The following is a 22,862-nucleotide window of genomic DNA, read 5'->3' on the forward strand; positions in this document are numbered from 1 at the left end:
CTATTCCGGCAAACCGTTAGTGCAAAAGCTCGGCATCAAGCCGGGCTTTTGTATTTTCGTGGACGGCCTTTCGTCGGCCTATCGCGATGTCGTCGGTGAATTGCCCGATGACGTGAAGATCGCAAGGACCGCCAAGGCGCCGCTCGACATGGTGCATGTCTTCGCGACCGAAGCGAAAGGCTTTGCGGTCAAGCTGCGCAGCTACCGCAAGGCGATCGCACCTGATGGGATGATCTGGGCATCATGGCCGAAGAGGGCCTCGGGCGTCGCGACTGACGTGACGGAAACGCTGGTGCGCGAGACCGCGCTCGCAAACGGTCTCGTCGACATCAAGGTCTGCGCCGTCGACGACGTCTGGTCAGGCCTCAAGCTCGTGATCCCTGTCAAGGACCGCATCAAGCTCCCAAAGTAGCCCCGGCGCCGTTGGGGAGCGCGAGCCGTAGCCGCAGCCTCCGTCATTGCGAGCGCAGCGAAGCAATCCAGAATCTTTCCGCGGCGGCAGTCTGGATTGCTTCGCTACGCTCGCAATGACGGTGTTGCTGCTGTTGAGCTCGCAATGACTTGGCGTGCTTTAATGGTTGCTACGATATTTCACTTCGCCGCGGCTCCTGCCCTCTCCCAGCCACGCTCCAGGAAACGCAGCACGTCGTCGTTGAACTGCTCGGGATCCTGCAGGAACGAAAAATGGCTGACCTCCGGCTGGATCAGCAGGCCCGCCCCCGGAATATTCGCCGCCATGAACTCGGTGTTCTCGCGCTTGATCGCCTCGTCGTGATCGCCGTCCACGATCCAGGTCGGGACCTTGATCGATGCGAGGTCGGAGGCCGTCCATTTCGGCTGGCTCTCCCACATCTTGGTGATCTCCGCGACGAAGCTGTTGTACGCGGCAGGCGTCGGTGAGAGGCGCTTGTACTCCTCGCCGGCTCTCGCGATGTAGGCGTTGAAGACGTCGCTTGACGCAATGTCGGCAACGCCGGATGGATCCGAGTTCGCCGCGAAAGCGAACAGCTTGCTCACCCGCTCCGGGTGTTTCATGGCGATGTCGAGGCCGATGATCGCGCCGTCGCTCCAGCCCACGATCGCCGCCTTTTTGATCTTGAGATGGTCGAGCAGCCCGACCACGTCCGAGGCCATCAGATCGTAGCCATAGGGCTCCTGGTTGCGGCTGCTGCGCCCATGCCCGCGGCTTTCCATGACGATGACCTGATAGCGCCGTTGCAGCGCACGGACCTGGTGGCCCCAATAGTTGGCGTTGGCGAGACCGCCATGCAGCAACAGCACGGGCTCACCCCGCCCGAACATTGCGTACCAGACCTTGATGCCATTGACGGGCGCGAAGCCGCTCTGCGCTGCCTTGGGCAATGTCGGCGTCGGCGGCAAGTTCAGCCATCGCGGCGCCGCATGCGCCGCGTTGATCGAGACCGTAACGAGAAGTGCGATGAAGAGATTGCGAAACGGCATGACACGTCTTCCTGTTCGACCACGGGACGTTAGCCCATGACCAAGACGTAGGGTGGGCAAAGGCGCGAAGCGCCGTGCCCACCACGGAGTGCTTCGCGATGGTGGGCACGCTTGCGCTTTGCCCACCCTACGGTCTGACGTTTCTTTTGTTGGGATGCTAAGAGTCTCACAAGAGCACCACACCCTGAAGCTTAGTCGGTGAGCTTGAGCCGGATCTGGGCTCCGTCGGGAAGATCATTGATCTGTTTCGCAATGTGGCCCGAGAATGAGATCAGCTCTGCTCTATCGATAGTCCCAATATTTTCGAGCGCGCAAACGCCGCCAAGGGTGGCGGGAAGTTTCAGGCAATAGCATCGCTTGGCATCCGGCATTCCCAACGTTGCGCGAGCTCGTTCAACGAGTTCTCGCATTGTCCAATCTTTCAAGAACTCGTCTGCGTTTTGCAGCCTTGCAAAGTCCTCTTCATTGATCGCAACAACCTCGCAAGATAATTCCTCGGGGCATATGCGCCAGTATTGCCCGTCTTCACCAGTGAAGATCACATTGCCAAATTCATTCTGCATGACAAGTGAAGTTGGCCGCACAGCTCGCCAACCCCAAGCATCAGCTATCTCATCAAGGATATGCATCATACCATGCTATCGGTGTGAGGATCGCCTGCCAATGTCTCGTTCGGTCAAAACGCGAAGAGCAGAACGTGAGCAAATTCAGTCCGCTAAGGCCCCATTGAACGGACCTCAAGGGAGGCTTCAAAGATCCTCCCCGTTGAAGAGATGCCCGCCAGATCACGAACAGGGCATCGCGGCGGGGCTAAAATGCCTCTTGTTGACCATGATTTCGAGCGTAGATTTGGCCAATCTGGGCGATGGCAGGGCAGTTGCAATGACGGCTCGGTCCCACAAGACCGCGGAAGAGGAGTACGAGGAGCAAGTTCGCATCCTCATCCGTATCGTTTCAGCCTCCACTTTGGGGCTTCTCGCTTTCGCAGCGGGCCTGCTGATTGGGACCTTTCTGTTCTCGTGATCGAAGTTGAATGACCGGCCGTCCGGGCGCGGTGGGTTTTACGAAAGTTACAAAGTATCAGCTGTCGGGCGACATCGCCGGGCTGCGAATCCTTACTCAGCCCGAATCTCTCTCGCCGGAGTGCCTGCTCAAGTCTGCTTCACACTCAGAAGCGGACATCTCACCTTTATGAGTACACGCCCTTGAGCTGCGTCTTCACTTCGACGTCGCCGCGGCCGCGCCGCCCGTATCGTCCCGCACATGGATCACCGCGATCGTGTCGCCGTAGAGCCGCTTCCAGCCCTTGATGTGGTCCAGGATCTGGGCGGCGGGCGAGCCCGCGGAGAGCAGCGTCGCGTCGATCCTGTTGTCGTCGAGCATGCGCAGCAGGCCGGCGACGTTGCGGCCGTCCTCGGCGGCAAAATAATCCATCAGGAATTTTTCGCCATAAAGCTCCGACCGGCCGTCGACGAAGGGCCTGATGTCGCGAACGATCAGATAGCCGCCGAAGTCATAGGAATTGAAGATGCGTGCGGCCTTGCGCTGGCTGAGAACGTCGACCGCGGCAACCGGCGCCCGCGTCGCGGAGAATTCGAAGGCATGATGTGCCGCAAAGGCCGCGGTCGCGCTGACGGTGGCCATGACGATCGCCAGCGCGATCAGCCCCGCCGGCGCGCCCGGGACGATCCGCAGAGCGCCCGGCGCCTCCGACGCAGGCCTCAGCCTGCCGCTCAGCGGCTGCGCCAGCACCAGCGGAACGAGCACGCCGAACGTCTCGATGCTGCGGATATGCGCCAGCGCCATCCAGGTGGCGACCAGGATCAGCAGGACACGCGGCGGCGACAGTGCGAGGCCGCGGGACAGCCCGAGACCGAGCAGTCCGAGGAGCGCGCCCGCGAACGGGCTGAACGAGCTGAAATCGGCCGGGCGCCACTCGGCGATCACCGCGAAGGACTTGCCGAGGCTGAGGATGCGGGCAGCACCCAGCAAGGTGTCCAGTCCGTAGGGTGTGCAGCAGCTCGCCGCCAGCGCCGCAAGCCCGAATGCGGTCCAGCGCAATGCGAGCGCGAGCCGGCGCGCCGGCGCCGCGTTCCAGAGCGCTTCGAGCCCGATCGCCCCGATCAAGGCGAGCCCGAGCACGAAGCCGCCGTGAAGGTTGGCCCACAGCACCATCAGCGGCAGCAGCAGGAAGGAGGGCGCGTGACCGCGGTCGGCTGCGGCCATCAATGCTCCGGCCCAGGCGACCATGACCGGCAGCGCCAGCACATGGGGGCGGGCCAGCAGATGCGGCGTCGCCAGCGTCATCGCCAGCAGGCAAAACAGCAGCGCATAAGGCAGATCGAGATGCCGTTGCAGCAGGGCCAGCAGCAGTCGCATCGCCACCGCGATCGCGGCCGCGGTCAGGACCACGGGCCCCGCCCATCCCCAATGCGAATAGGTTGTCGCGAACAGCACCTGGGACAGCCAGGACGTCGAGAGCCAGGCCTCGCCCTCGCGCGTCAGGGAATAGAAGTCGGTCCAGGGCACGGCCCGGTGGTCGAGGATCCATTGGCCGACCTTGATCTGCCAGAGCGTGTCCGGATCGTGCAGCAGGCTGTCGCCGTTCACCAGCAGCAGCAAATAGGTCGCGGCCGCGACGCAAAGCGGCGCCAGATTGCGCTGGCGGCGCGCGATGGGAAGACTGGCCGCGATCGTCATGGTTTTGCCGGCGCGGCCGCCCCTGGCGCGCGGTCTCGCACATGGATCACCGCGATGTCGTCTGTATAGATCCGCTTCCAGCCCTCGAGGTGATCGAGGATCTGGGGGCCCGGGGCATCGGCGCCCAATAGCGTCGCGTCGATCTTGTACTCGTCGAGCAGGCGAGGCAGCAGCTCGGGCTTTTTCCCCTCCGTCGCCTTGAAGAAGTCCATGACGAATTTTTCGCCATAGAGCTCGGCGCGGCCGTCGGCGAAGACCGGGATGCCGCGCGAGATCAGATAACCGCCGAACTGGTAGCCGTTGAAGATCCGCTGCGCCTTGCGTTGCTCGAGCAGATCGACCGCCGCAACGGGTGTCTGCGCCATCGTGAAGGTAAAGCGGTGGTGCCCCATGTAGATCGACGTCGAGGTCCACGCCGCTGCCACGATCATCAGCGCACCGAGCGCAGTCACATAGCGGGCCGGCCAGCTGTCGCTGCCGGCTGCGTCCGGCTCCTGGCGCGGGAACATCTGGCCGAGCGGCTTCGCCAGCACCAGCGGCACCAGGAACGCAAATGCCTCGATGCTCCTGACATGGGTCAGCGCGCTCCAGGTCAGGAACAGGATCAGGAAGATCCGCGGCGCCGAGAGCACGAGGCCGCGATAGTAACCGAGCGCGATCAGGCCGAGCAGTGCACCTTCGAACGCCGTGAAGGAGGAGAAATTCGCCGGCATCCATTCGTAGATCACCGTCAACAGCTCGCCGAGGCCGAGGATGTTGGTCGCGCCCAGTGGCGTTCTCCAGCCGTAAGGCGTGCAGCAGGTCGCGATCAGCGCGCCGATGCCGAACAGCACCCAGCGCATGAACAGCGCAAGCCGTCGTCCCTTTTCGGCATGCTCGACGGCCTCGAGCGCGATCGGACCGATCAGCGCCAGACCCAGCACGAAGCCGCCGTGCAGGTTCGCCCACAGCGCCATCAGGGGCAGCCAGTACCAGGACGGTGCGCTCCTGCGGTCGGCCGCCGCCATCAGCATGCCAACCCACGCCACCATGACGGGCAGCGCCAGCATATGCGGACGCGTCAGGATATGATGCAGCGACAGCAGCAGCGCCAGCATCGCAAACAGCACCGAGCGCGGGATCTCGAGCTGCGCGTCGAGAAAATAGACGAGGATTGCGGCCGTGAGCGCGGTCGCCATCGCGGTGAGGATCACCGGCCCGGCCCAGTCCCATTGCGCATAGGAGAAGGCGAACAGCACCTGCGACAACCACGATGTCGAGATCCAGGGCGCGCCAGGCCGCGTGAAGGAATAGAAGTCGGTGTAGGGCAGGGCGCGGTGATCGAGAATCCATTGCCCGATCTTGATCTGCCAGAACGAGTCGGAGTCCTGGAGCAGCGTGTCGCCGACATAGAGGAAGAAGAGATAGGCGCCGGCACCGACGCACAGCGGCACCAGCGCTCGCGCGCGGCTCTGCACCGCGATGTCGTTGGCGAAGGAAAGGGACATGCCGCCTCGTCGTCCTGCTTGTTCTTGTCGGGTTGGCCGAGCGGGCCGCATTGGACCATGGCGGTCATAACTTCGGGTAAATCGCCGAAGCCGGATTCGGCCCATGTCTCGACGATTTAACGGATTGTTTTAGATTTCAGTTTACCATCGCCGAATTGACGTAACCCGCTCCGTGTTTACGCAGTCGAATTAACTGCGGCGCAATTCTTTGCCTCTAGGTTCAATTCCATGGTCGGGCGGCGCTGGGAAGCCGATGAGACCAGACCAGCCTCGTGTAGTTTTTGGAGCAGTCTATGAAGAACCTCGTTTCGCGTTTCGTGAATGACGAATCCGGCGCCACCGCCATTGAATACGGCCTGATCGCCGCCGGCATCGCGCTGGCGATCATCACCGTCGTCAACAACCTCGGCACCACGCTGAATGCCAAGTTCGGCTCGATCTCGTCCAGCCTCAAGTAAGCTGGACCACCACCAGAAATACGAAGAGCCCCGTCATCGACGGGGCTCTTTTGCTTGGTTCGGCGATCGGCGTGCGGGATTCGAGGCTCGGGCTTAAGCCTCCTTCAAGTCACGCGCGTGTATGACGTGAGCGCATCCGCGTCACTGTATTGCGTCAAGGGAAGCCGCATGGCTGAAGTCTCGCCCGCCCCGCCTGCTGTTGGCCGTCACGGCGCGGTCCCCGCAGCGCTCCTCAACATCTCCTTCGTGCTGGCGATCGTCACGCTGGCGTATTTTCCGACGGCCTATCTCACGCATGTGTGGATCTTCGGCGCGGACGGCCGCGGCATCCCCACGGACTTCGTCAACGTCTGGGCGGCCGGCAGGTTGGCGCTCGAGGGCCATCCCGCGCAGGCCTGGGATTGGGACATCCAGAAGCAGGTCGAGCTCGCGCTGCTCAAGCAGGACTTCGTCGGTCATTTCGCCTGGCACTACCCGCCGCCCTTCCTGTTCGTCGCCTCCTTGCTCGCGCAGTTTCCTTACTCCGCGGCTTTCATTGGCTGGGCCGCGTTCAGCATGCTGCCTTACCTCGCCGTGATGCGCGCGATCATCGGACGGAATGCGGGTCTGGTGCTTGCCGTTGGCTTTCCCGCCGCATTCATCAACATCCTGGTCGGCCAGAACGGCTTCCTCACCGCCTCGCTGATCGGCGGCATGCTTTATCTGATGCCGACGCGGCCGGTGCTGGCCGGAATTTGCCTCGGCCTTCTTAGTTACAAGCCCCAATATGGATTGCTGTTTCCGCTGGTCCTGATCGCCGCCGCCGAATGGACGGTGCTTGTGACGGCCGCAACCGTCGCCGCCGCGATCGCAGCCGTATCGTGGCTCGCCTTCGGCACCGAGAGCTGGCAGGCCTTCTTTCACTGGATACCGATGTTCTCGCAGGCCTTCCTCACCGAGGGTCGTGCGCCCTGGTTCAAGATGCAGAGCATCTTCGCGTTGGTGCGCTATCTCGGCGGCACCGAGCAGCTCGCCTGGATATTCCAGTGGGTGTTGACGGCCTCGCTTGCCGTCGTGCTGGTCGTGATGTGGCGCAGCAGGCTGCCATATGCACTGAAAGCGGCGATGCTTGCGGCGGCAACGCTTCTGACGACGCCCTATCTGTTCATGTACGACCTGGTTGTGCTGGCGATCGCGATTGCCTTTCTCATCCGCGCCGGCCTCGACGATGGTTTCGCGCGCCACGAGGTGATGGCCTTGCTCTGTGTCTTCGCGCTGCTCGCAACCTTCCTGTTTCTCGGCCAGCCGGTGGGCTTCCCGGCAATTCTCATCGTCGTCGGGCTGATCTTTGGCCGCTGCGCAGCCTGGCGCGCTGCCGCGGCTGCATCGGCGCAGCCTGTTGCGGCGCGGGCGTGATCGCAGATCAGCGTCAGCGCATTTGCGTCTTGTGTTCGGCTCTGAATAGTTGTTCAGTTCTTGGGGGCGATTTGCAGCGAAATCGGTGACGAAGCGTTCGGCCGCAGGGCGTGCGGCGGGCGTGTGGGACAGGAAGCGCGCCATGGTTTATCGGCGGACGCATCAAGTGGTTAAGCGCCTTGCGGCCAGGCGCAGCGCGATCCTCGCGGCGGCGCGGGAGGCTGCGGCGGAAGGCGGAATGGCGGCGGTCCAGATCGCGCCGGTCGCCGTCCGGGCCAATGTCGCGGCGGGCACGGTGTACCGCTACTTTCCCTCCAAGGCCGAGCTGATCTCCGAATTGATTGCCGAGGTCTCCCGTGACGAGCTCGCGGCGATTCGCCGGGCGGCCGATGCCGCACCCGGCCCGTCCTCGGCGCTGGCGGCTGCCGTGACCACCGTGGCGGTCCACACCCTGTCGCAGCGCAGGTTGGCCTGGGGCATCCTGGCCGAGCCGGTCGATGTCGATGTCAGCGCCTCCAGGCTTGCCAGCCGGCGCGAGATCGCCGGCGAGATCGCAGCGAGGATCGACGCCGCGGTGCGGGCCGGTCATTTGCCGGCGCAGGACACCGCGCTCGCCGCCACCGCGCTGCTCGGCGCGCTGCACGAGGCCCTGGTCGGACCGCTCGCCCCCGACAATCTCGACGACCCCGCCAAGATGCGCGACGCGGTGCAGACCGTGACGCTGCTCGCGCTCCGCGCCGTCGGCGTCATGGACGCCCGCGCCCGCGGCCTCGTGGTGCAGCAGACGCTGCTGCCGACAACAAAGGCGCTGGTCGGGGCCTGATGCGCGCCGCGGCCTGATTGGCGCGGCGCCTCAATCGCTTCGCCCAATCCACCGCGCGTCAGGCCGGCCGTCGCCGGCTACTGTGCATGGGGTTGTTTTCGATATTTTTGCTGCCGCGCGCCTGCGCGACTTCAGATATCCGCGCCGCCCTCGGGGCCGACGGAGGCGATGCGGACCATGTTGGTGGTGCCGGGGATGCCGAGCGGCACGCCGGCGACGATGATCACGCGCTGGCCGGCGCGGACGAAGCCGTCCCGGAACGCGATCTGGCCGGCGCGGCTCACCATGTCGTCCTGGTCGCGCGCATCTTCCGCCACCACGCAGTGCACGCCCCAGACGACCGACAGCCGGCGTCCCGCGGCGACGTTCGGCGTGATCGCCACGATCGGCGGCTTCGGCCGCTCGCGCGCCACGCGCACGGCGGTCGAGCCCGAGCTGGTCCAGCAGATCAGGGCGGGCAGGTCGAGCGTCTCGGCGATCTGCCGCGCGGCATCCGCGATGGCGTCGCCGGCGGTGGATTCCGGGGCGGGGCGCTGAGCGGTGAGCACAGAACGATAAATCGGGTCGCGCTCGACCTCCTCGCCGATGCGGTTCATGGTCGAGACCGCCTCGACCGGGAATTTGCCGGCCGCCGATTCCGCCGACAGCATGATGGCGTCGGCGCCTTCATAGACGGCGGTGGCGACGTCGGAGACCTCGGCGCGGGTCGGTACCGGCGCTTGGATCATCGATTCCAGCATCTGGGTCGCGATCACCACCGGTTTGCCGGCGCGGCGCGCCATCCGCGTCATCTGCTTCTGCAGGCTCGGCACGCGCTCCAGCGGCAGCTCGACGCCGAGATCGCCGCGCGCCACCATCAGCGCGTCGGAGGCCTCGATGATCTCGGCGAGGCGGTCGATCGCCTGCGGCTTCTCGATCTTGGCCATCACCGCGGCGCGGCCGCGGATCATCTTCTTGGCCTCGACCACGTCGTCGGCGCGCTGCACGAAGGACAGCGCAATCCAGTCGACGCCAGTGACCAGCGCCGCCTCGAGGTCGGCGCGGTCCTTCGGCGTCATCGCCGAGACCGGCAGGTCGGTGTCGGGCAGGCTGACGCCCTTGCGGTCGGACATCTTGCCGCCGACCACGACGCGGGTCACGGCGTGCTCCTTCGAGGTCTCTTCCGCGATCAGCCGCACCTTGCCGTCGTCGAGCAGCAGCGCATGGCCGGGCCGCAACGCGGCGAGAATCTCCGGATGCGGGAGATGGACGCGGGTGGTGTCGCCCGGCGTCTTGTCGGAATCGAGGGTGAAGATCTGGCCGTTCTGGAGCTGGACCGAGCCCTCGGCGAAGGCGCCGAGCCGGAGCTTCGGCCCCTGGAGGTCGACCAGGATGCCGATCGGCCGGCCGTAGCTCGACTCGACATTGCGGATCGTCGCCACCAGCTCCCGCATCTTGTCATGCGGGGTGTGGCTCATGTTGATGCGGAACAGGTCGGCGCCGGCCTCGAACAGGCGGCGGATCATCGCGAGATCCGAAGAGGCAGGTCCCAGGGTCGCGAGAATCTTGATACGGCGAAGACGCCTCATGGCTTATTTCCAGGSGGGGGTGGGAGGCCGGGCGAGCCCGGGGGCGTAGCACCGGGCGGGCTATTGGGCAAACCCGGAACGCCGCCCCCCGGACCAACCGGGCCCGGCAGACCAGGTACGCGCTGTTGTGCGGGCTGCTCGTTGGCGTCGGTGAGCTGGACCGTCCAGGCCCGCTGCTCGCCGGTATCGACCTCGAAATAGCCGGTCCGGTCATAACCGCGCGCCAGACAGTCCTCGGTGCCGCGGATGGTGAACTCCTTGTCGCGCGAGCACATGAAGGCCTGCCCGGACCATTCGCCGCCGCGGTCATAATCGATCGCGTAGATGTAATAGTAGCGGGCGACCAGCGTTCCCCTGAGCAGGGTCTCGCAGGAGCGGGACGAGATGTTCCACCAGCCCTCGGTGGTCCAGCCCTCGGCGTCCTTGTAGCCCAGCGCAATGCCGACCCGGCTCGCAGTGTTGTTGCAGAGGCGGAAATCGGCGGAAGCCGGGCTGGTCCAGAGGCACAGCAGGCCGACCATCAGCACCGGGACCAACCGGGCGAGCAGGCGAAGGGGGGAGCGGGGAGATTCGGCGATCATTGTCGCGGAACGTATACCAGATGATTGACGATTTGGCGTAGGGCCGGGGAACTGGCCCCCGGCTTGGGCTCATGGGCCGTTTGCGCCGCGATATGGCAAAATCTGTGACAGGACCCCACCTGATCCCGTAAGGGTCTAGCCAGACAACGAGCCACGGCCAGGGATGCGAACGATGGCAATCGACGACAAAACCAGAACGGAGCTCGAGGCGGCGGCCTTCCGGCGCCTGGTCGAGCATTTGCGGACGCGGACGGACGTCCAGAACATCGATTTGATGAATCTGGCCGGCTTCTGCCGCAACTGCCTGTCCAATTGGCTCAAGGACGCCGCGGATGCCCAAGGCGTCGCTTTAAGCAAGGACGAGAGCCGGGAAGCCGTCTACGGCATGCCCTACGAGACCTGGAAAGCGAAACACCAGGGCACGGCGACGCCCGAGCAGCTCGAAGCGATGAAGAAGGTCCATCCCGGGCACTAGTTTTTCTCCGTCATTCCGGGGCGATGCGCAGCATCGAACCCGGAATCTCGAGATTCCGGGTTCGCCCTTCGGGCGCCCCGGAATGACGACAATCTCCAGTATCTTCTCATCTCCTGTGGGCGCGCTGTGGACGAGCGCGATGCTGCCTTGAACGCGGGGGCCGCCAACCCTAAGGGTCAAGCAGCACGCGCGGTGAGGATGCCGGCGTCACCTCGTTTTGCCAGTTCCATTGGGAGTACCAAGATGGCCACCTCCGCCGCCGTTCGCGACGACGAGCCCGCGACGAAATTTGCCAAGGACCAGCTCAAATCCATCATCGAGCGCATCGAGCGGCTGGAGGAGGAGAAGAAGGCGATTTCCGACGACATCCGCGACGTCTATGCCGAGAGCAAKGGCAACGGCTACGACGTCAAGGCGCTGCGCACCATCGTGCGCCTGCGCAAGCAGGACCCCAACGAGCGCGCCGAGGCCGAGACGATTCTCGAGACCTACATGCAGGCGCTGGGGATGATCTGAGGCGAGGAGGCCGCGGCGTCACCGGTAGGAGTACCTCGTCCGGCCGCAATTTGCAGCGCACCCAGCTTGGGCAAAATCCGCTCGTCTGCTAGAGTGCTCGGTGAAGGGACCGAGCCATGGATGTGCCAGGGCCAGAGCGCAGGCTCGCAGCGGTCCTCGCGGCTGACATGGTCGGCTTTAGTCGGCTCATGGAGGCCGATGAGGCTGGCACGCTCGCGCGCCTCAAAACCCACCGGATCGAGCTGATCGATCCGGCCATAGCCAAAAATCACGGCCGCATCATCAAGACGACGGGCGACGGCATGCTCGTCGAATTCCATAGCGTCGTCGACGCGGTGCTGTGCGCTGCCGAAATTCAGAGCCGGATGGGGCGACGCAATGCCGACGTCCCGCCGCCGCGATGGATACAATTCCGCATCGGCATCAATCTCGGCGACGTGATCGTCGACCAGAACGATATTTTCGGCGACGGCGTCAACGTCGCGGCACGGTTGGAGGCGCTGGCCGAGCCTGGAGGTATCTGCATCTCGAGCGCGGTGCGCGACCAGCTCGGCCTGCGCCTCGATGGCGTTGCATTCGAGGATATCGGCGAGCAGAACGTCAAGAACATCGTCCGTCCAATCCGCGTCTACCGGATTCGGCTGGAGGAGGGGCCGGCAAGCACGCCAGACGGCGCGAAGGGCACCGCAAAGACGACGGGCAAGTCGAAGAAGCCGTCCATCGCCGTGCTGCCCTTCGCCAACATGAGCGGCGATCCGGAGCAGGAGTTCTTTGCGGACGGCTTGACCGAAGACATCATCACCGAGCTTTCGCGCTTCCACGACCTGCTGGTGATCTCCCGCAACTCGACCTTCGTGTACAAGGGCAAGGCGGTCAAGGTGCAGGACGTCGGCCGCGAATTCGGCGTCGATTATGTCATCGAGGGCAGCGTGCGAAAGGCCGGAGATCGCGTCCGCGTCACCGTGCAGCTGATCGACGCGGAAACCGACCGGCACATTTGGGCCGAGCGCTACGACGGCGAGCTCAAGGACATCTTTGCCATCCAGGACGAGATGACCCGGGCGATCGCCGCCACGTTGCCCGGCCGCGTCGAGGCGGCGACGCACGATCGGGCCAACCGCAAGCCCACCGACAACATGGCGGCCTATGAATGCGTGCTGGCCGCCAAGGTCCTGCATCATCGCTCCAATCGCGAAGACAATGCGCGGGCGCAACTTCTGCTCGACCGGGCGCTCGAACTCGATGCGAACTATGCTCACGCACACGCGTGGAAGGCGTGCGTCCTGGGTCAGACCTGGGTCTATAATTGGTGCGCGGATCGCGACGCCACCTTCCAACAGGTGGCTTCAGAGCTGGAGACCGCGCTGGTCCTCGACGACAATGACAGCGACGTCCACCGCATCCTCGCGGCGCTCAATCTGAACCGCGACGACCATGACAAGGCCACCTATCATCAGGAGCGGGCGCTCGCGCTCAACCCGAACTACGACCTGGTCGTGGTGCAGCAGGGCGAACTTCTGACCTGGCTGGGCCGACCTGAAGAGGGTATCGACTGGATCAAGAAGGCGATGCGGCTCAACCCGTATCACCCGGAACGCTTCTGGAGCCATCTCGGGCGCGCCTATTATTGTGCCGAGAAATACGCCGAAGCCGCCGAGGCCTTCTCACGGATCACACGCCCCGATCACACCCATCACGCCTCCCTTGCGGGGATCTTCGCGCAAATGGGCAACGCGATTGCCGCCGGCGCGCACGCAGCCGAAGTTCTCAAGCGTGAACCGGCCTTTTCGGTGGCCAATCATCTCTCCACCCAGCACTATAAGCGCGACGTGGATCGTCAGCGCTACGAGGCGGGCCTGCTCAAGGCAGGCCTGCCGGCTTGATCTGGCGCGCAGCCGAGACCGATGGGCGATCGATCGAGAGTGAGACCGTGACTGAGCCGCTGTTGCCGTGCGAGGTGAGCCGGGCCTTCGACGCCTTTCCGGCGCCGTTGCGCAGGCGCCTTCTCGACGTGCGCAAGCTCATCTTTGCGACAGCCAAGGCGCATGACGACGTCGGTCCGCTGACCGAGACGTTGAAATGGGGCGAACCGGCCTATCTGACCGAGCAGTCCGGAAGCGGCAGCACCATCCGGCTCGGCCGCGTCAAGGATTCCGGGCACGCCGCCATTCTGTTCAACTGCAAGACGACGCTGGTCGATACCTTCCGCGAGCGCTTTCCCGATCAGTTCGAGTATCGGCAGACCAGGGCCTTGCTGTTGCCCGTATCCGGCGCGCTGCCAAAGCAGCAGCTCACCGTCTGCCTCTCGCTGGCGTTGACGTATCATCTGGATCGGCGGCTCAGGAACGCGCGGTAAAAGCCGCGGACCTGTAGCCCGGATGGAGCGAAGCGAAATCCGGGGCCGTCATCGCTTCTGGCACGATTCCCGGATTACGCTTCGCTCCATCCGGGCTACGAGACTGCGTCGGTCCGGCGCGCAGCTTCGATCCGCAAGATTGCCGGTCTCGTCTCAATTGCCGCGTCAGCGTTTGGAGTCCCGTCGGGCCTGCGCCCGCTTGTTGGCCTGCGAGACCCTTCCGATTTTTTCCGGTGGAAGTTTCTTGATCCGGCGGCGGCTCGGGATGGACCGCATGCCGTCATGCGAAGTTGGGGGCGTCTGCGGTCGCGCAAACTGACGTGCCCGGCGAAGTGCCAGCGCCCGTCGCGCCGCTTCCCCGAGCTCCCGTCGTGCCTCAAACTTCCGGATGCGCCTCAGCTCGTTCTTGACGCGTTTGATGGCGGCAGCGAAGACTGATTGGCGCCGGTTTGCGTGCTCTGCCGTTCCGGAGAAGCTCTTGCCGCGCGGGTCGGCCGTCCCCTTTGTTTCGCGGCGTCGATGCCGCGACAATGTACGCTCCCTGTCGCGCAGATCCCGTAGCCGGTCGCGAAGGCCCTCAAGTCCATCGCGCTCCATTTCTCCAACCACGGGATGGTGCGTATTCAAGATGACTTCGCGCTCGTCCTGGTTCAGAAGGCTGAGCTCGGATTTGCATGGAACTGACATCGCACGCTCCCTTCCGGGTTATTCGCGCATTGCCACAATGCGCGCTTGGAAGGCGCGGCGATACCGGGTGATTACCCGTTGGAAGTGGGGGAATCCTCCTTAGTGCACATGCGCACCAGGCTTGGGCAAAATCCGTTCATCTGTCGTCACGGACATGCGAGCACAGCGCGTGCACGAGGCCGGGACGACACGGAGGATGTGGCGCTGTCAGGTCCGTGGATTGCGTCGCACCATCCGGGCTACGCGACGCTGTGTTCGTGGAAATACCGCTTCAGCGCAGCGCGGCGGTGCGCACGACGAAGGACGTCGTCTCGAGCTTTGCGGTCGCGCTGCCCGAGAAGCTGTCGCAGGACAGGCCCTGCATCGGATCGTCGGCAAAGCCCATCGCGATCACGGCCTGCGGCTTGACGAAATAGGCGCGCATCGCGGTCATGTCGAGCTCACCCATCAGCGTGACCGACATCGAGCGGCTGGCGCTCGGCGACAGCATCACGATCTTGAGCCAGATGCTCTCGCCCTTGGCCGCGGAGAGCCGGGTCGCGGTTGCGACCATGCCGTCGATGCTCTTGCCGACCACCGTGTTGATCTCGGTCGCGGGCGCGAGGTTGCGCGTCGCAGATGCAGGCCGTGCCGAGCGCGGGAGCGGGGCGGAGGCGGCGACGACATTGGCACGATCGACCGGCGAGGCGGCCGGCGCGTAGGCCAGTGCCTGGTAGGCTGCGTTGGAGACGCTTGCGGTCGGCTGCGGGTCGGTGGCGGCGGCGAGCGCCTGGCGCGCCTTCAGCGCGGCGACCTGCGCCGGTGTCGCCTGCTGCGGCGTGGCCGGGGTATCCCAGAAGCCGCGGGCGTTGATGATGTCGGCCGGCGTCTCCGGCTTTGCGTCAGCAGACTTGCCGGCGGCAGGCTTGTCAGCCACAGGCGCGGGTTTCGGTTTCGGCGGCGCAACAAGCTGCGCATCGGCCGAAGCGAGCTGGATCGTCGCGGCCATTGACGGCTTGGCGCGGGGCGTCGGCACCGGATCGGCCGGCTTGGCCGCGGCTGCGACCACGGTCGGCGCGCCGGGCTTCGCGGTCGCCGCAGGCGCGCCCTCGTCATCCTCGTCGCTGCTCGTGGCGGCCGGAGCCGTCTTGCCCTTGAACAGGGCGGCAAAGAAATTCGGCTTGCTGCCGGAATCGTCGCCGCTGCCGCGGCGCTCGATCTCGGCCTTGGCGAGCTCATAGCCCTTCAGCGGCGTGCCATCGGTCGGGACATGAACCGTGCGTCCGTCCGGGAAGACGCGGGCGAGCTGGTCATGCGTCATCCGCGGCCAGTGCCGGATGCTGCCGGTATCGAGATGCACGAAGGGCGAGCCGGAGGTCGGATAGAAACCGACGCCGCCGCGCTGGAGGCGCAGGCCGGCGAAGCGGATCTGCTCCAGCGGCACGCCCGGAATGTAGAAATCCATCGCATGCCCCAGCATGTGCTGGCTGAAGCGCGCCACACCGGAGGAACGGCGGCGCAGCATGGCGTTGGTGGCGGGGGAACGGTAGGAGGAGATGATCTGGATCGGCTGCTTGCCGTCGACGTCGCGATAGACTTCCCAGAGGATGTCGAACAGGTGACGGTCCATGACCGTCTCGTCCTGGGTGCGCCAGTCGCGCAGGAAGTGGTTGAGCTGTTTCAGGGCCGCTTCGTCGAAGCGCCCGTCGCGCTTGAAGGTGACGGTAAGATCTTCGCCGGAATGGGTGTGGTGGAACGAGAGCGTCTTGGTTTCGTTCAGCGCCGCGGCGTCGTGAACTGAACCTGCGGCAGCAAACAGCAACACGGAAGCGAGGCCGATCCGGGAACCGGCCCTCACTCCCGCATGGGACAACGACAGCACAAAGAATTGGCGTGCGAGACCAGTCAGCACGTTAGAGCCCACCCAGTCGACCAGCGTTCAAAATGGACTCTCCCGCCAACCCCGCTAGCGCGCGAAAGAGGATGAACGCTTTGTTAAAGCGAGAAGGTTAATTTGAGGTTGACCTTCCCGCCCCCAGAACCAAGTCAGAGTACCGACCTAAGCGGCCTAGTGTGGCGAAAAAACGCCCGCTGCCCGAGCGCGGGTGGAGAGTGGTTAACGTTAAACGGCCCCATCCGGGGGATGGGGCCGCTGATTTTATTGAAGAATTTCAGGAAAAGCGGCGCCGGGCTCAGCGGGTGAACACCCGCTGCTGCTGCGGCCGACGGCCGACCGGAGCCGGCGGCGGGGTCGGCGCCCCGAACAGCCGTTCGAAGAAGTTCGGACCGGACGAGCCGAAGCCACCGCCATTGTTGGCTATCGCCACGCCGGATGGCAGCGTCGTCGCCGGGCGCGAATAGCTCGGCTGCGAGTGCGCGACGACGTTCTCGAGATCCTTGCCGCGGCCGTTCTTCAGGATGTTGATCATGGTCGCGTCGCGGCCATAGACGTCCTTGCGGAATTGCAGCTTGCCGCCGTCGTCCACGAACGCGGTCTGGTAGGTGATGTTGACCGGGATCGGGGTCGGGAATTTCAGGTCGATCTCGCTCTTGCCGTACATGCTGCGCACGCGCTCCGGCGTGTACTTCTCGTTCGGCATGGTGATGTTGAGCAGAACGGAAGCGTACTGATCCGGATTCTGCACGCGCATGCAGCCATGGCTGAAGGCGCGCTCGTCCCTGGCGAACAGGTTCTTGTCCGGCGTGTCGTGCTGATAGACCAGGAACTTGTTCGGGAAGTTGAAGCGGATGCGGCCGAGTGCGTTGGCTTCACCGGGCGGCTGCGAGATATGGACCGAACCGTCGCGGTTCTGTTCGAGCTTGAGGCCCATGCGCTGGAGCACGGTCGGGTCCTGCTGAAGCGCCGGCAGATATTCGTTGTAGACGATCGACGGCGGCACGTTCCAGGTCGGATTGACCGTGATGTACTTCATCGTCTCGGTGAGCAGCGGCGTGGCGTGCTGGCCCGGCTTGCCGGTGACGACGCGGGTGGTCCAGACCTGCTGGCCGCGCTGCATTACCTTCAGCGTGTAGTCGGGAATGTTGAGGATGACATAGGCATCGCCCAGCGAGGGCACGCCGAGGTCGCGCGGCAGCCAGCGCCAGCGCTCCATGTTCACCAGCACGACGTCGATCTGCTTGTCGCGCTTCGGGCTGTTCAGCGCCTTGACCGTCTTGTCATCGAGGATGCCGGTCGCCTTGATCTCGGCGCCGTCCTGGAATTTTCGCACGGCTTCGGCGACCGCGGCATCGTAACGGGTGTCGCTGGCGTTCTCGGCGATGCCGAGCTTGGCGCGGAGCTGCGGCACGCGCGGATCTTCCACGACGATTTCAGCCTGCTTCTTGCCGCGGGCCGGGGTGTATTTCAGCGCGGGGCCGTCGGCGATCTCGATCACCGGGCCGTCGGTCTGGCCGCGCAGCTGCGCCAGCTTCGCCTTCAATTCCTTGTAGAGCTTCTGCGGCGGGTTGTAGCTGTCGAGCGCGGCGGAGGCATCGGTCGCGGTCGTGACCTTGGCGAGCACCTCGCTCGGATCGGTCGGATGCTCGGGATAGAGGATGTCGCCGCTGACCTGCGACCAGTGCATGCGGCCGCTCTGGGCCTGGCGCGCATAATCGAACATGCTGGCGGTGAGCTTGAGCTCGGCGTCGGCGAGCGCATCGGGTGTCGTCGCGGCAGCGAAATCCGGCACCGGATAGTCGGCGGGATTGAGGCCGTCGGAAGCCGCATCCTTCAGCCGCGCGATCACGCCCTTGGCGGCGGCGGTCAGGCTGCCGCCCTGGGTCCAGACCGGCGCGAAGTCGCGTGCGCCGTAAAACTTCTCGACGGCGGCGCGCTCGTTCTTGCGGTCGAGATAGCGCGAGGTCTTGGCGCCGATCATGTCCTTGAGCTTGTCGGCGACCGGCTGGTCGGCGGCCGGAACGTTGCTCGCGGCCTTCACCGGCTCGGCGGCGGGCGCTGCAGCGGCAGGTGCTGCCGGAGCGGCCGGCGTTGCCGTCGCAGTGTCGGCCTTGGCAGGCTCGGTCTTTGCGGGTTCCGTCTTGGCCGTCTCGCTCTTCGGCGCCTCGGTGGCGGGCGTGGTGGCGACGTCGGAAGGCTTGGTCTCGACCTTGTCGGGTGCCGGCGCGGCTTCGGCCTTGACGGGCTCCTTGGCGGGCTCCTTCACGGGTTCCTGGACCGTGGCGGTGGTGTCGAGCTTGATGTCGGCGGCGGTTGGAGGCGGGACGTTGGCGGGCTCGGGGCGCGGGATCGCGGCTTCGATCGCCAGCTCGGCGGCGCTGCTGCGCGCCTGATCCTGCGCCAGGGCTGAGCTGGCCGACACCGTGAGGAAGGTCGCCGCGACCGTCATCAAGACGCGGTCAAAGCCTGCACGGTGGTTCAAACAGTCACGCATTGTGTCGCACCCCTCGGGTGAACTGTCCCTTGTGGAACAGCTTTGTTATCGTCTTCAGCTTCGGCTAAACCGCGCCGGCCTCTCGAAAGTTGCACGCCTGCACGCAACGATTCCTACGCAGACGATATACAGGCCCCGATTTTGCAGCCAGCGCTACCGGGGACAACTCACGACAAACTGACTTCTAGGAAGCCGCTTTGCAACGGATTGTGCGCTTCTGCCACGCGCTTTTCCCTCTGTCTGTCACTTCCAAGTCACGGTTCAAAGTGCAGACGAATTCTGCCGTAATGCGAAGGGCTTGCGGCCACGCCGTCGGGTCAGAAAATCCCCCCTCGCATCAGGCTCAGTGCGTCTCCTCACCGCTTTTCCCGCCATGTCCCTGCACGCCGGCCTCGTCGAGCTTTCGATAGAGCGTCGACCGGCCGATTTTGAGGCGGCGTGCGACCTCGGACATCTGTCCGCGGTAATGCGAGATCGCAAAGCGGATGATCTCGTTCTCCATCTCCTCCAGCGGGCGGACATCGCCGGTCGCGGTCAGCATGGCGAGAGTTCCCGTCGAGGGGAGCGGAGCAATCGGTATTTCGTTACCTGAAACCATGGCCGGCATCGCGATCGGCTCGATCATCAGCGGTGCGGTCGGAATGTCCGTTGCGGCGTGCGGATGCGAGCCAAGCAGCGGGAAATCGCCGAGGCCGAGCTGGTCGCCTTCGCTCATGACCACGGCACGGTAAACAGCGTTTTCGAGCTGGCGGATGTTGCCGGGCCAGTCGAGCTGCGCGAGGTGCGCCACCGCCTCGCCGCTGATGCCGGCGATCGCGCGGTTTTCCTCGGCGGCGAAGCGCGCCAGGAAATGCCGCAGCAGATGCGGAATGTCCTCGCGCCGGGCCCGCAGCGAGGGGATCGTCAGCGGCAGCACGTGCAGGCGATAGAACAGGTCCTCGCGGAAATGGCCCTGCTTCACCCGCTCCAGCAGTTTGCGGTTGGTGGCCGAGATGATGCGGACGTCGACCTTGACCGGCTTGCGGCCGCCGACCGCCTCGACCGCGCCCTCCTGGAGCGCGCGGAGCAGCTTGACCTGCGCGGTCAGCGGCAACTCGCTGACCTCGTCCAGAAACAGCGTGCCGCCATGGGCCTCGACGAACTTGCCCATGTGCCGTTCGGTCGCGCCGGTGAAGGCGCCCTTCTCGTGACCGAACAGGATCGACTCGACGAGGTTGTCGGGAATCGCGCCGCAATTCACCGCGACGAACGGCTTTGCCTTGCGCTCGCCGCTGCCATGGATGGCGCGCGCGAACATCTCCTTGCCGACGCCGGACTCGCCCTCGATCAGCACGGGAATCGACGAGCCCGCCGCCTTCTGCGCGGTCCGCATCACGCCCGCCATCGCCTCGGCGCGCGTGACGATGTCGGAGAAGGTGAGCCGTCCCTCGCGGCTGTGACGGATGCGCTGCAATTCGCCCTTGAGTGCGGAGGCGTTGAGCGCGTTGCGCAGAGAGACCTGGAGCCGCTCCATGCCGACCGGCTTGACCACGAAGTCGGCCGCGCCCGCGCGCATCGCCGAGATCACGTTGTCGATGCCGCCATGGGCGGTCTGCACGATCACCGGCACGGTCAGGCCGGCCTCGCGGATTTTCGCCAGCACGCCCATGCCGTCGAGGCCGGGCATCACGAGGTCGAGGATGACGGCGTCGATAACAGGTCCGTCGGGGGCGGTGAGGGCGGCAATCGCGGCGTCGCCGGACTCGACGACGACCGTCTCATAGCCGCATTTCTGCACCATGTTCTCGACCAGCCGGCGGGCTACTGCGTCGTCGTCGGCGATCAAAATACTGGCAGCCATGGTGTTCCCCGCACGCTACTACTATCTGTCTCGAATCGGGGCACTCTGGCCGAAGCCGATTAACACACTCTTAAATCTTGATGACCCCGCCCGCCGCGTTTGTTGAACACAGGTTTCCAGCACAATGACTTCGCGCTCCACATCCGCCCTCCGCAAGCCGAACACCAAAAAAGCCGCCAAAGCCAAATCCTCCAAGCCTTCATCTGCGAAGCCTTCACCTGCGAAGCGTTCGCCTGCGAAGCCCGCGAGCAAGACCGCCAAGCTTCCGGAGTGGAACCTCGCCGATCTCTATTCCGGGATCGACGCGCCGGAAGTGGCGCGCGATCTCGAAAGGATGGATGCCGATTGCGTCGCGTTCGAGACCGACTACAAGGGCAAGCTCGCGACAGGGACAGCAAACGAAGATGGCGGAAAGTGGCTCGCCGGCGCCGTGCGACGCTATGAGGCGATCGACGATCTCGCCGGCCGTCTCGGCTCCTACGCCGGCCTCGTCCACGCCGGCGACAGCGTTGATCCCAAGATTTCAAAGTTTTACGGCGATGTGTCGGAGCGCCTCACGGCGGCGTCCACCCATCTTCTGTTCTTCGCGCTCGAGCTCAATCGTGTCGATGACGATATTTTGACCCGCGCGATGCAGGCGCCAGAGCTCGCGCATTACCGCCCCTGGATCGAGGACCTGCGCAAGGAGAAGCCGTACCAGCTCGACGACAAGCTCGAGCAGCTCTTCCTGGAGAAGGCGCAGACCGGCTATTCCGCCTTCAACCGGCTGTTCGACCAGACCATCTCGGGTCTTCGCTTCAAGGTCGGATCCAAGGAGCTTGCGATCGAGCCGACGCTCAATTTCCTGCAGGACCGCGACGGCGCCAAGCGCAAGGCCGCGGCGGAAGCCCTGGCCAAGACCTTCAAGGCCAATGAGCGCACTTTCGCGCTGATCACCAACACGCTCGCCAAGGACAAGGACATTTCCGACCGCTGGCGCGGCTTCAAGGACGTCGCGGATTCCCGCCACCTCAACAACCGCGTCGAACGCGAGGTGGTGGACGCGCTGGTCGCCTCCGTGCGCGCGGCCTATCCAAAACTGTCGCACCGCTATTACGCGCTGAAGGCGCGCTGGTTCAAGAAGAAGCGGCTCGCCTTTTGGGACCGCAATGCGCCGCTGCCCTTTGCCGCGACCGACACCATCGCCTGGCCCGAGGCGCGGAACATGGTGCTATCGGCCTATCGCGGCTTCTCGCCCGACATGGCCGACATCGCCGAGCGCTTCTTCACCGACCGCTGGATCGATGCGCCGGTGCGTCCGGGCAAGGCGCCGGGCGCCTTCTCGCACCCGACCACGCCGTCGGCGCATCCCTATGTGCTGATGAACTACCAGGGCAAGCCGCGCGACGTCATGACGCTCGCCCATGAGCTCGGCCACGGCGTGCACCAGGTGCTGGCGGCGAAGAACGGCGCGCTGATGGCGCCGACGCCGCTGACGCTCGCCGAAACGGCGAGTGTGTTCGGCGAGATGCTCACGTTCAAGCGGCTCCTTGCCCAGACCAAGAATGCAAAACAGCGCCAGGCGCTGCTCGCCGGCAAGGTCGAGGACATGATCAATACCGTGGTGCGGCAGATCGCGTTCTATTCGTTCGAGCGCGCGGTCCACACCGAGCGCAAGAACGGCGAGCTCACCGCGACGCGGCTCGGCGAGATCTGGCTGTCGGTGCAGGGCGAGAGCCTGGGTCCCGCGATCGAGATCAAGGCGGGCTACGAGAACTACTGGATGTATATCCCGCACTTCATCCATTCGCCGTTCTACGTCTACGCCTACGCGTTCGGCGATTGTCTCGTGAACTCGCTCTATGCGGTCTACGAGAACGCGGCCGAGGGCTTTGCCGAGCGCTACCTCGACATGCTCGCCGCCGGCGGCACCAAGCACTATTCCGAACTGCTGCGGCCGTTCGGGCTCGATGCCAAGGATCCTAAGTTCTGGGATGGGGGCTTGAGCGTCATTGCCGGCATGATCGACGAGCTGGAGGCGATGGGCTGAGGCGGGGGGAGCTCCTTCCGCGGGGGCGGTTGCCGTCGAAGCGTGCCGGAGCCGTCCGCACCGAGTGCGGCGCCGCAGGGCAAGTGCGGCGTCCGCGCGAGTTCCATGCGCGCCCG

The 22,862-nt window shown here is 64.8% G+C and carries 19 protein-coding genes; 9 read left to right on the forward strand and 10 right to left on the reverse strand.

All coding sequences use genetic code 11. From position 1 onward, the window contains the following. The first annotated feature begins 19 nt into the window (after positions 1 to 19). Positions 20 to 412 carry a DUF3052 domain-containing protein gene (locus tag ACXJMY_RS15790; RefSeq protein ID WP_456620257.1) on the forward strand — a complete coding sequence of 131 codons (393 nt, stop codon included), beginning with the start codon at positions 20 to 22 and terminating at the stop codon, positions 410 to 412. Positions 413 to 591: 179 nt separating this feature from the next. On the opposite strand, the gene ACXJMY_RS15795 is transcribed toward ACXJMY_RS15790, so the two are convergent. The 4 genes from ACXJMY_RS15795 to ACXJMY_RS15810 all read right to left on the reverse strand — a co-directional run bounded on the left by ACXJMY_RS15795 (position 592) and on the right by ACXJMY_RS15810 (position 5,648). After that, positions 592 to 1,461: an alpha/beta fold hydrolase gene (locus tag ACXJMY_RS15795; protein ID WP_456620258.1), complete on the reverse strand. Its 870-nt coding sequence runs from the start codon at positions 1,459 to 1,461 to the stop codon at positions 592 to 594. Positions 1,462 to 1,652: 191 nt separating this feature from the next. After that, on the reverse strand, positions 1,653 to 2,093 hold the full coding sequence (locus tag ACXJMY_RS15800) for a T6SS immunity protein Tdi1 domain-containing protein (RefSeq protein WP_456620259.1): 441 nt from the start codon (positions 2,091 to 2,093) through the stop codon (positions 1,653 to 1,655). Positions 2,094 to 2,679: 586 nt separating this feature from the next. Beyond that, complete coding sequence (locus tag ACXJMY_RS15805; protein WP_456620260.1) at positions 2,680 to 4,161, reverse strand: hypothetical protein; 1,482 nt, start codon at positions 4,159 to 4,161, stop codon at positions 2,680 to 2,682. Further along, complete coding sequence (locus ACXJMY_RS15810) at positions 4,158 to 5,648, reverse strand: hypothetical protein (RefSeq protein WP_456620261.1); 1,491 nt, start codon at positions 5,646 to 5,648, stop codon at positions 4,158 to 4,160. The genes ACXJMY_RS15805 and ACXJMY_RS15810 overlap by 4 nt, the downstream gene beginning before the upstream one ends. A gap of 293 nt (positions 5,649 to 5,941) precedes the next feature. Between ACXJMY_RS15810 and ACXJMY_RS15815 the strand changes: the two genes are divergently transcribed. The 3 genes from ACXJMY_RS15815 (at position 5,942) to ACXJMY_RS15825 (ending at position 8,324) form a co-directional block, all read left to right on the forward strand. After that, positions 5,942 to 6,106 carry a Flp family type IVb pilin gene (locus ACXJMY_RS15815; protein ID WP_027532446.1) on the forward strand — a complete coding sequence of 55 codons (165 nt, stop codon included), beginning with the start codon at positions 5,942 to 5,944 and terminating at the stop codon, positions 6,104 to 6,106. A gap of 168 nt (positions 6,107 to 6,274) precedes the next feature. Continuing rightward, entirely contained in the window at positions 6,275 to 7,501 is a 1,227-nt protein-coding gene (locus ACXJMY_RS15820; protein ID WP_456620262.1) for a glycosyltransferase family 87 protein, read from the forward strand. Between the two features lie 142 nt (positions 7,502 to 7,643). Beyond that, complete coding sequence (locus ACXJMY_RS15825) at positions 7,644 to 8,324, forward strand: TetR/AcrR family transcriptional regulator (RefSeq protein ID WP_247390641.1); 681 nt, start codon at positions 7,644 to 7,646, stop codon at positions 8,322 to 8,324. A gap of 131 nt (positions 8,325 to 8,455) precedes the next feature. Here the strand turns inward: ACXJMY_RS15825 and pyk are convergent, their stop codons facing one another. Together pyk and ACXJMY_RS15835 are read right to left on the reverse strand one after the other, a co-directional pair. Beyond that, positions 8,456 to 9,892 (reverse strand): pyruvate kinase, encoded by a 1,437-nt coding sequence (gene pyk, locus ACXJMY_RS15830; protein WP_456620263.1) that lies wholly within the window; start codon positions 9,890 to 9,892, stop codon positions 8,456 to 8,458. Beyond that, positions 9,889 to 10,473: a DUF1036 domain-containing protein gene (locus ACXJMY_RS15835; RefSeq protein WP_456620264.1), complete on the reverse strand. Its 585-nt coding sequence runs from the start codon at positions 10,471 to 10,473 to the stop codon at positions 9,889 to 9,891. The genes pyk and ACXJMY_RS15835 overlap by 4 nt, the downstream gene beginning before the upstream one ends. Before the next feature lie 172 nt (positions 10,474 to 10,645). Here ACXJMY_RS15835 and ACXJMY_RS15840 point away from each other — a divergent pair, with 172 nt between their 5' ends. The 4 genes from ACXJMY_RS15840 to ACXJMY_RS15855 all read left to right on the forward strand — a co-directional run bounded on the left by ACXJMY_RS15840 (position 10,646) and on the right by ACXJMY_RS15855 (position 13,820). After that, positions 10,646 to 10,948: a DUF1244 domain-containing protein gene (locus tag ACXJMY_RS15840; protein ID WP_456620265.1), complete on the forward strand. Its 303-nt coding sequence runs from the start codon at positions 10,646 to 10,648 to the stop codon at positions 10,946 to 10,948. A 243-nt stretch (positions 10,949 to 11,191) separates the two neighbouring features. Then, positions 11,192 to 11,464 (forward strand): DUF2312 domain-containing protein, encoded by a 273-nt coding sequence (locus tag ACXJMY_RS15845; protein ID WP_456620266.1) that lies wholly within the window; start codon positions 11,192 to 11,194, stop codon positions 11,462 to 11,464. A 116-nt stretch (positions 11,465 to 11,580) separates the two neighbouring features. Further along, positions 11,581 to 13,347 (forward strand): adenylate/guanylate cyclase domain-containing protein, encoded by a 1,767-nt coding sequence (locus tag ACXJMY_RS15850; RefSeq protein ID WP_456620267.1) that lies wholly within the window; start codon positions 11,581 to 11,583, stop codon positions 13,345 to 13,347. A gap of 47 nt (positions 13,348 to 13,394) precedes the next feature. Beyond that, entirely contained in the window at positions 13,395 to 13,820 is a 426-nt protein-coding gene (locus ACXJMY_RS15855) for a DUF1801 domain-containing protein (protein ID WP_456620268.1), read from the forward strand. A 165-nt stretch (positions 13,821 to 13,985) separates the two neighbouring features. Here ACXJMY_RS15855 and ACXJMY_RS15860 read toward each other — a convergent pair whose 3' ends face one another. The 4 genes from ACXJMY_RS15860 to ACXJMY_RS15875 all read right to left on the reverse strand — a co-directional run bounded on the left by ACXJMY_RS15860 (position 13,986) and on the right by ACXJMY_RS15875 (position 20,717). Next, on the reverse strand, positions 13,986 to 14,507 hold the full coding sequence (locus ACXJMY_RS15860) for a hypothetical protein (RefSeq protein WP_456620269.1): 522 nt from the start codon (positions 14,505 to 14,507) through the stop codon (positions 13,986 to 13,988). A 271-nt stretch (positions 14,508 to 14,778) separates the two neighbouring features. Beyond that, positions 14,779 to 16,410 carry a DUF882 domain-containing protein gene (locus ACXJMY_RS15865; protein WP_456620270.1) on the reverse strand — a complete coding sequence of 544 codons (1,632 nt, stop codon included), beginning with the start codon at positions 16,408 to 16,410 and terminating at the stop codon, positions 14,779 to 14,781. A gap of 268 nt (positions 16,411 to 16,678) precedes the next feature. Next, the gene (locus tag ACXJMY_RS15870) at positions 16,679 to 18,877 is read right to left on the reverse strand and encodes a L,D-transpeptidase scaffold domain-containing protein (protein ID WP_456620271.1); all 2,199 of its coding nucleotides are present in this window, start codon (positions 18,875 to 18,877) and stop codon (positions 16,679 to 16,681) included. 343 nt (positions 18,878 to 19,220) lie between these two features. Continuing rightward, positions 19,221 to 20,717, reverse strand: coding sequence for a sigma-54-dependent transcriptional regulator (locus tag ACXJMY_RS15875; protein WP_456620272.1), 1,497 nt, complete (start codon positions 20,715 to 20,717; stop codon positions 19,221 to 19,223). A gap of 124 nt (positions 20,718 to 20,841) precedes the next feature. Between ACXJMY_RS15875 and ACXJMY_RS15880 the strand changes: the two genes are divergently transcribed. After that, on the forward strand, positions 20,842 to 22,746 hold the full coding sequence (locus ACXJMY_RS15880; protein WP_456620273.1) for a M3 family oligoendopeptidase: 1,905 nt from the start codon (positions 20,842 to 20,844) through the stop codon (positions 22,744 to 22,746). Positions 22,747 to 22,862: the final 116 nt, after the last annotated feature.

This window comes from Bradyrhizobium sp. P5_C12, assembly GCF_054049735.1.

Bases quoted from the DNA above. Each gene is read 5' to 3' on its own strand.
- ACXJMY_RS15870 (WP_456620271.1), bottom strand. From the start codon at position 18,877: ATGCGTGACTGTTTGAACCACCGTGCAGGCTTTGACCGCGTCTTGATG.
- ACXJMY_RS15815 (WP_027532446.1), top strand. From the start codon at position 5,942: ATGAAGAACCTCGTTTCGCGTTTCGTGAATGACGAATCCGGCGCCACC.
- ACXJMY_RS15860 (WP_456620269.1), bottom strand. From the start codon at position 14,507: ATGTCAGTTCCATGCAAATCCGAGCTCAGCCTTCTGAACCAGGACGAG.
- ACXJMY_RS15820 (WP_456620262.1), top strand. From the start codon at position 6,275: ATGGCTGAAGTCTCGCCCGCCCCGCCTGCTGTTGGCCGTCACGGCGCG.
- ACXJMY_RS15795 (WP_456620258.1), bottom strand. From the start codon at position 1,461: ATGCCGTTTCGCAATCTCTTCATCGCACTTCTCGTTACGGTCTCGATC.
- ACXJMY_RS15825 (WP_247390641.1), top strand. From the start codon at position 7,644: ATGGTTTATCGGCGGACGCATCAAGTGGTTAAGCGCCTTGCGGCCAGG.
- ACXJMY_RS15850 (WP_456620267.1), top strand. From the start codon at position 11,581: ATGGATGTGCCAGGGCCAGAGCGCAGGCTCGCAGCGGTCCTCGCGGCT.
- ACXJMY_RS15840 (WP_456620265.1), top strand. From the start codon at position 10,646: ATGGCAATCGACGACAAAACCAGAACGGAGCTCGAGGCGGCGGCCTTC.
- ACXJMY_RS15800 (WP_456620259.1), bottom strand. From the start codon at position 2,093: ATGATGCATATCCTTGATGAGATAGCTGATGCTTGGGGTTGGCGAGCT.
- ACXJMY_RS15880 (WP_456620273.1), top strand. From the start codon at position 20,842: ATGACTTCGCGCTCCACATCCGCCCTCCGCAAGCCGAACACCAAAAAA.
- ACXJMY_RS15875 (WP_456620272.1), bottom strand. From the start codon at position 20,717: ATGGCTGCCAGTATTTTGATCGCCGACGACGACGCAGTAGCCCGCCGG.
- pyk (WP_456620263.1), bottom strand. From the start codon at position 9,892: ATGAGGCGTCTTCGCCGTATCAAGATTCTCGCGACCCTGGGACCTGCC.
- ACXJMY_RS15805 (WP_456620260.1), bottom strand. From the start codon at position 4,161: ATGACGATCGCGGCCAGTCTTCCCATCGCGCGCCGCCAGCGCAATCTG.
- ACXJMY_RS15810 (WP_456620261.1), bottom strand. From the start codon at position 5,648: ATGTCCCTTTCCTTCGCCAACGACATCGCGGTGCAGAGCCGCGCGCGA.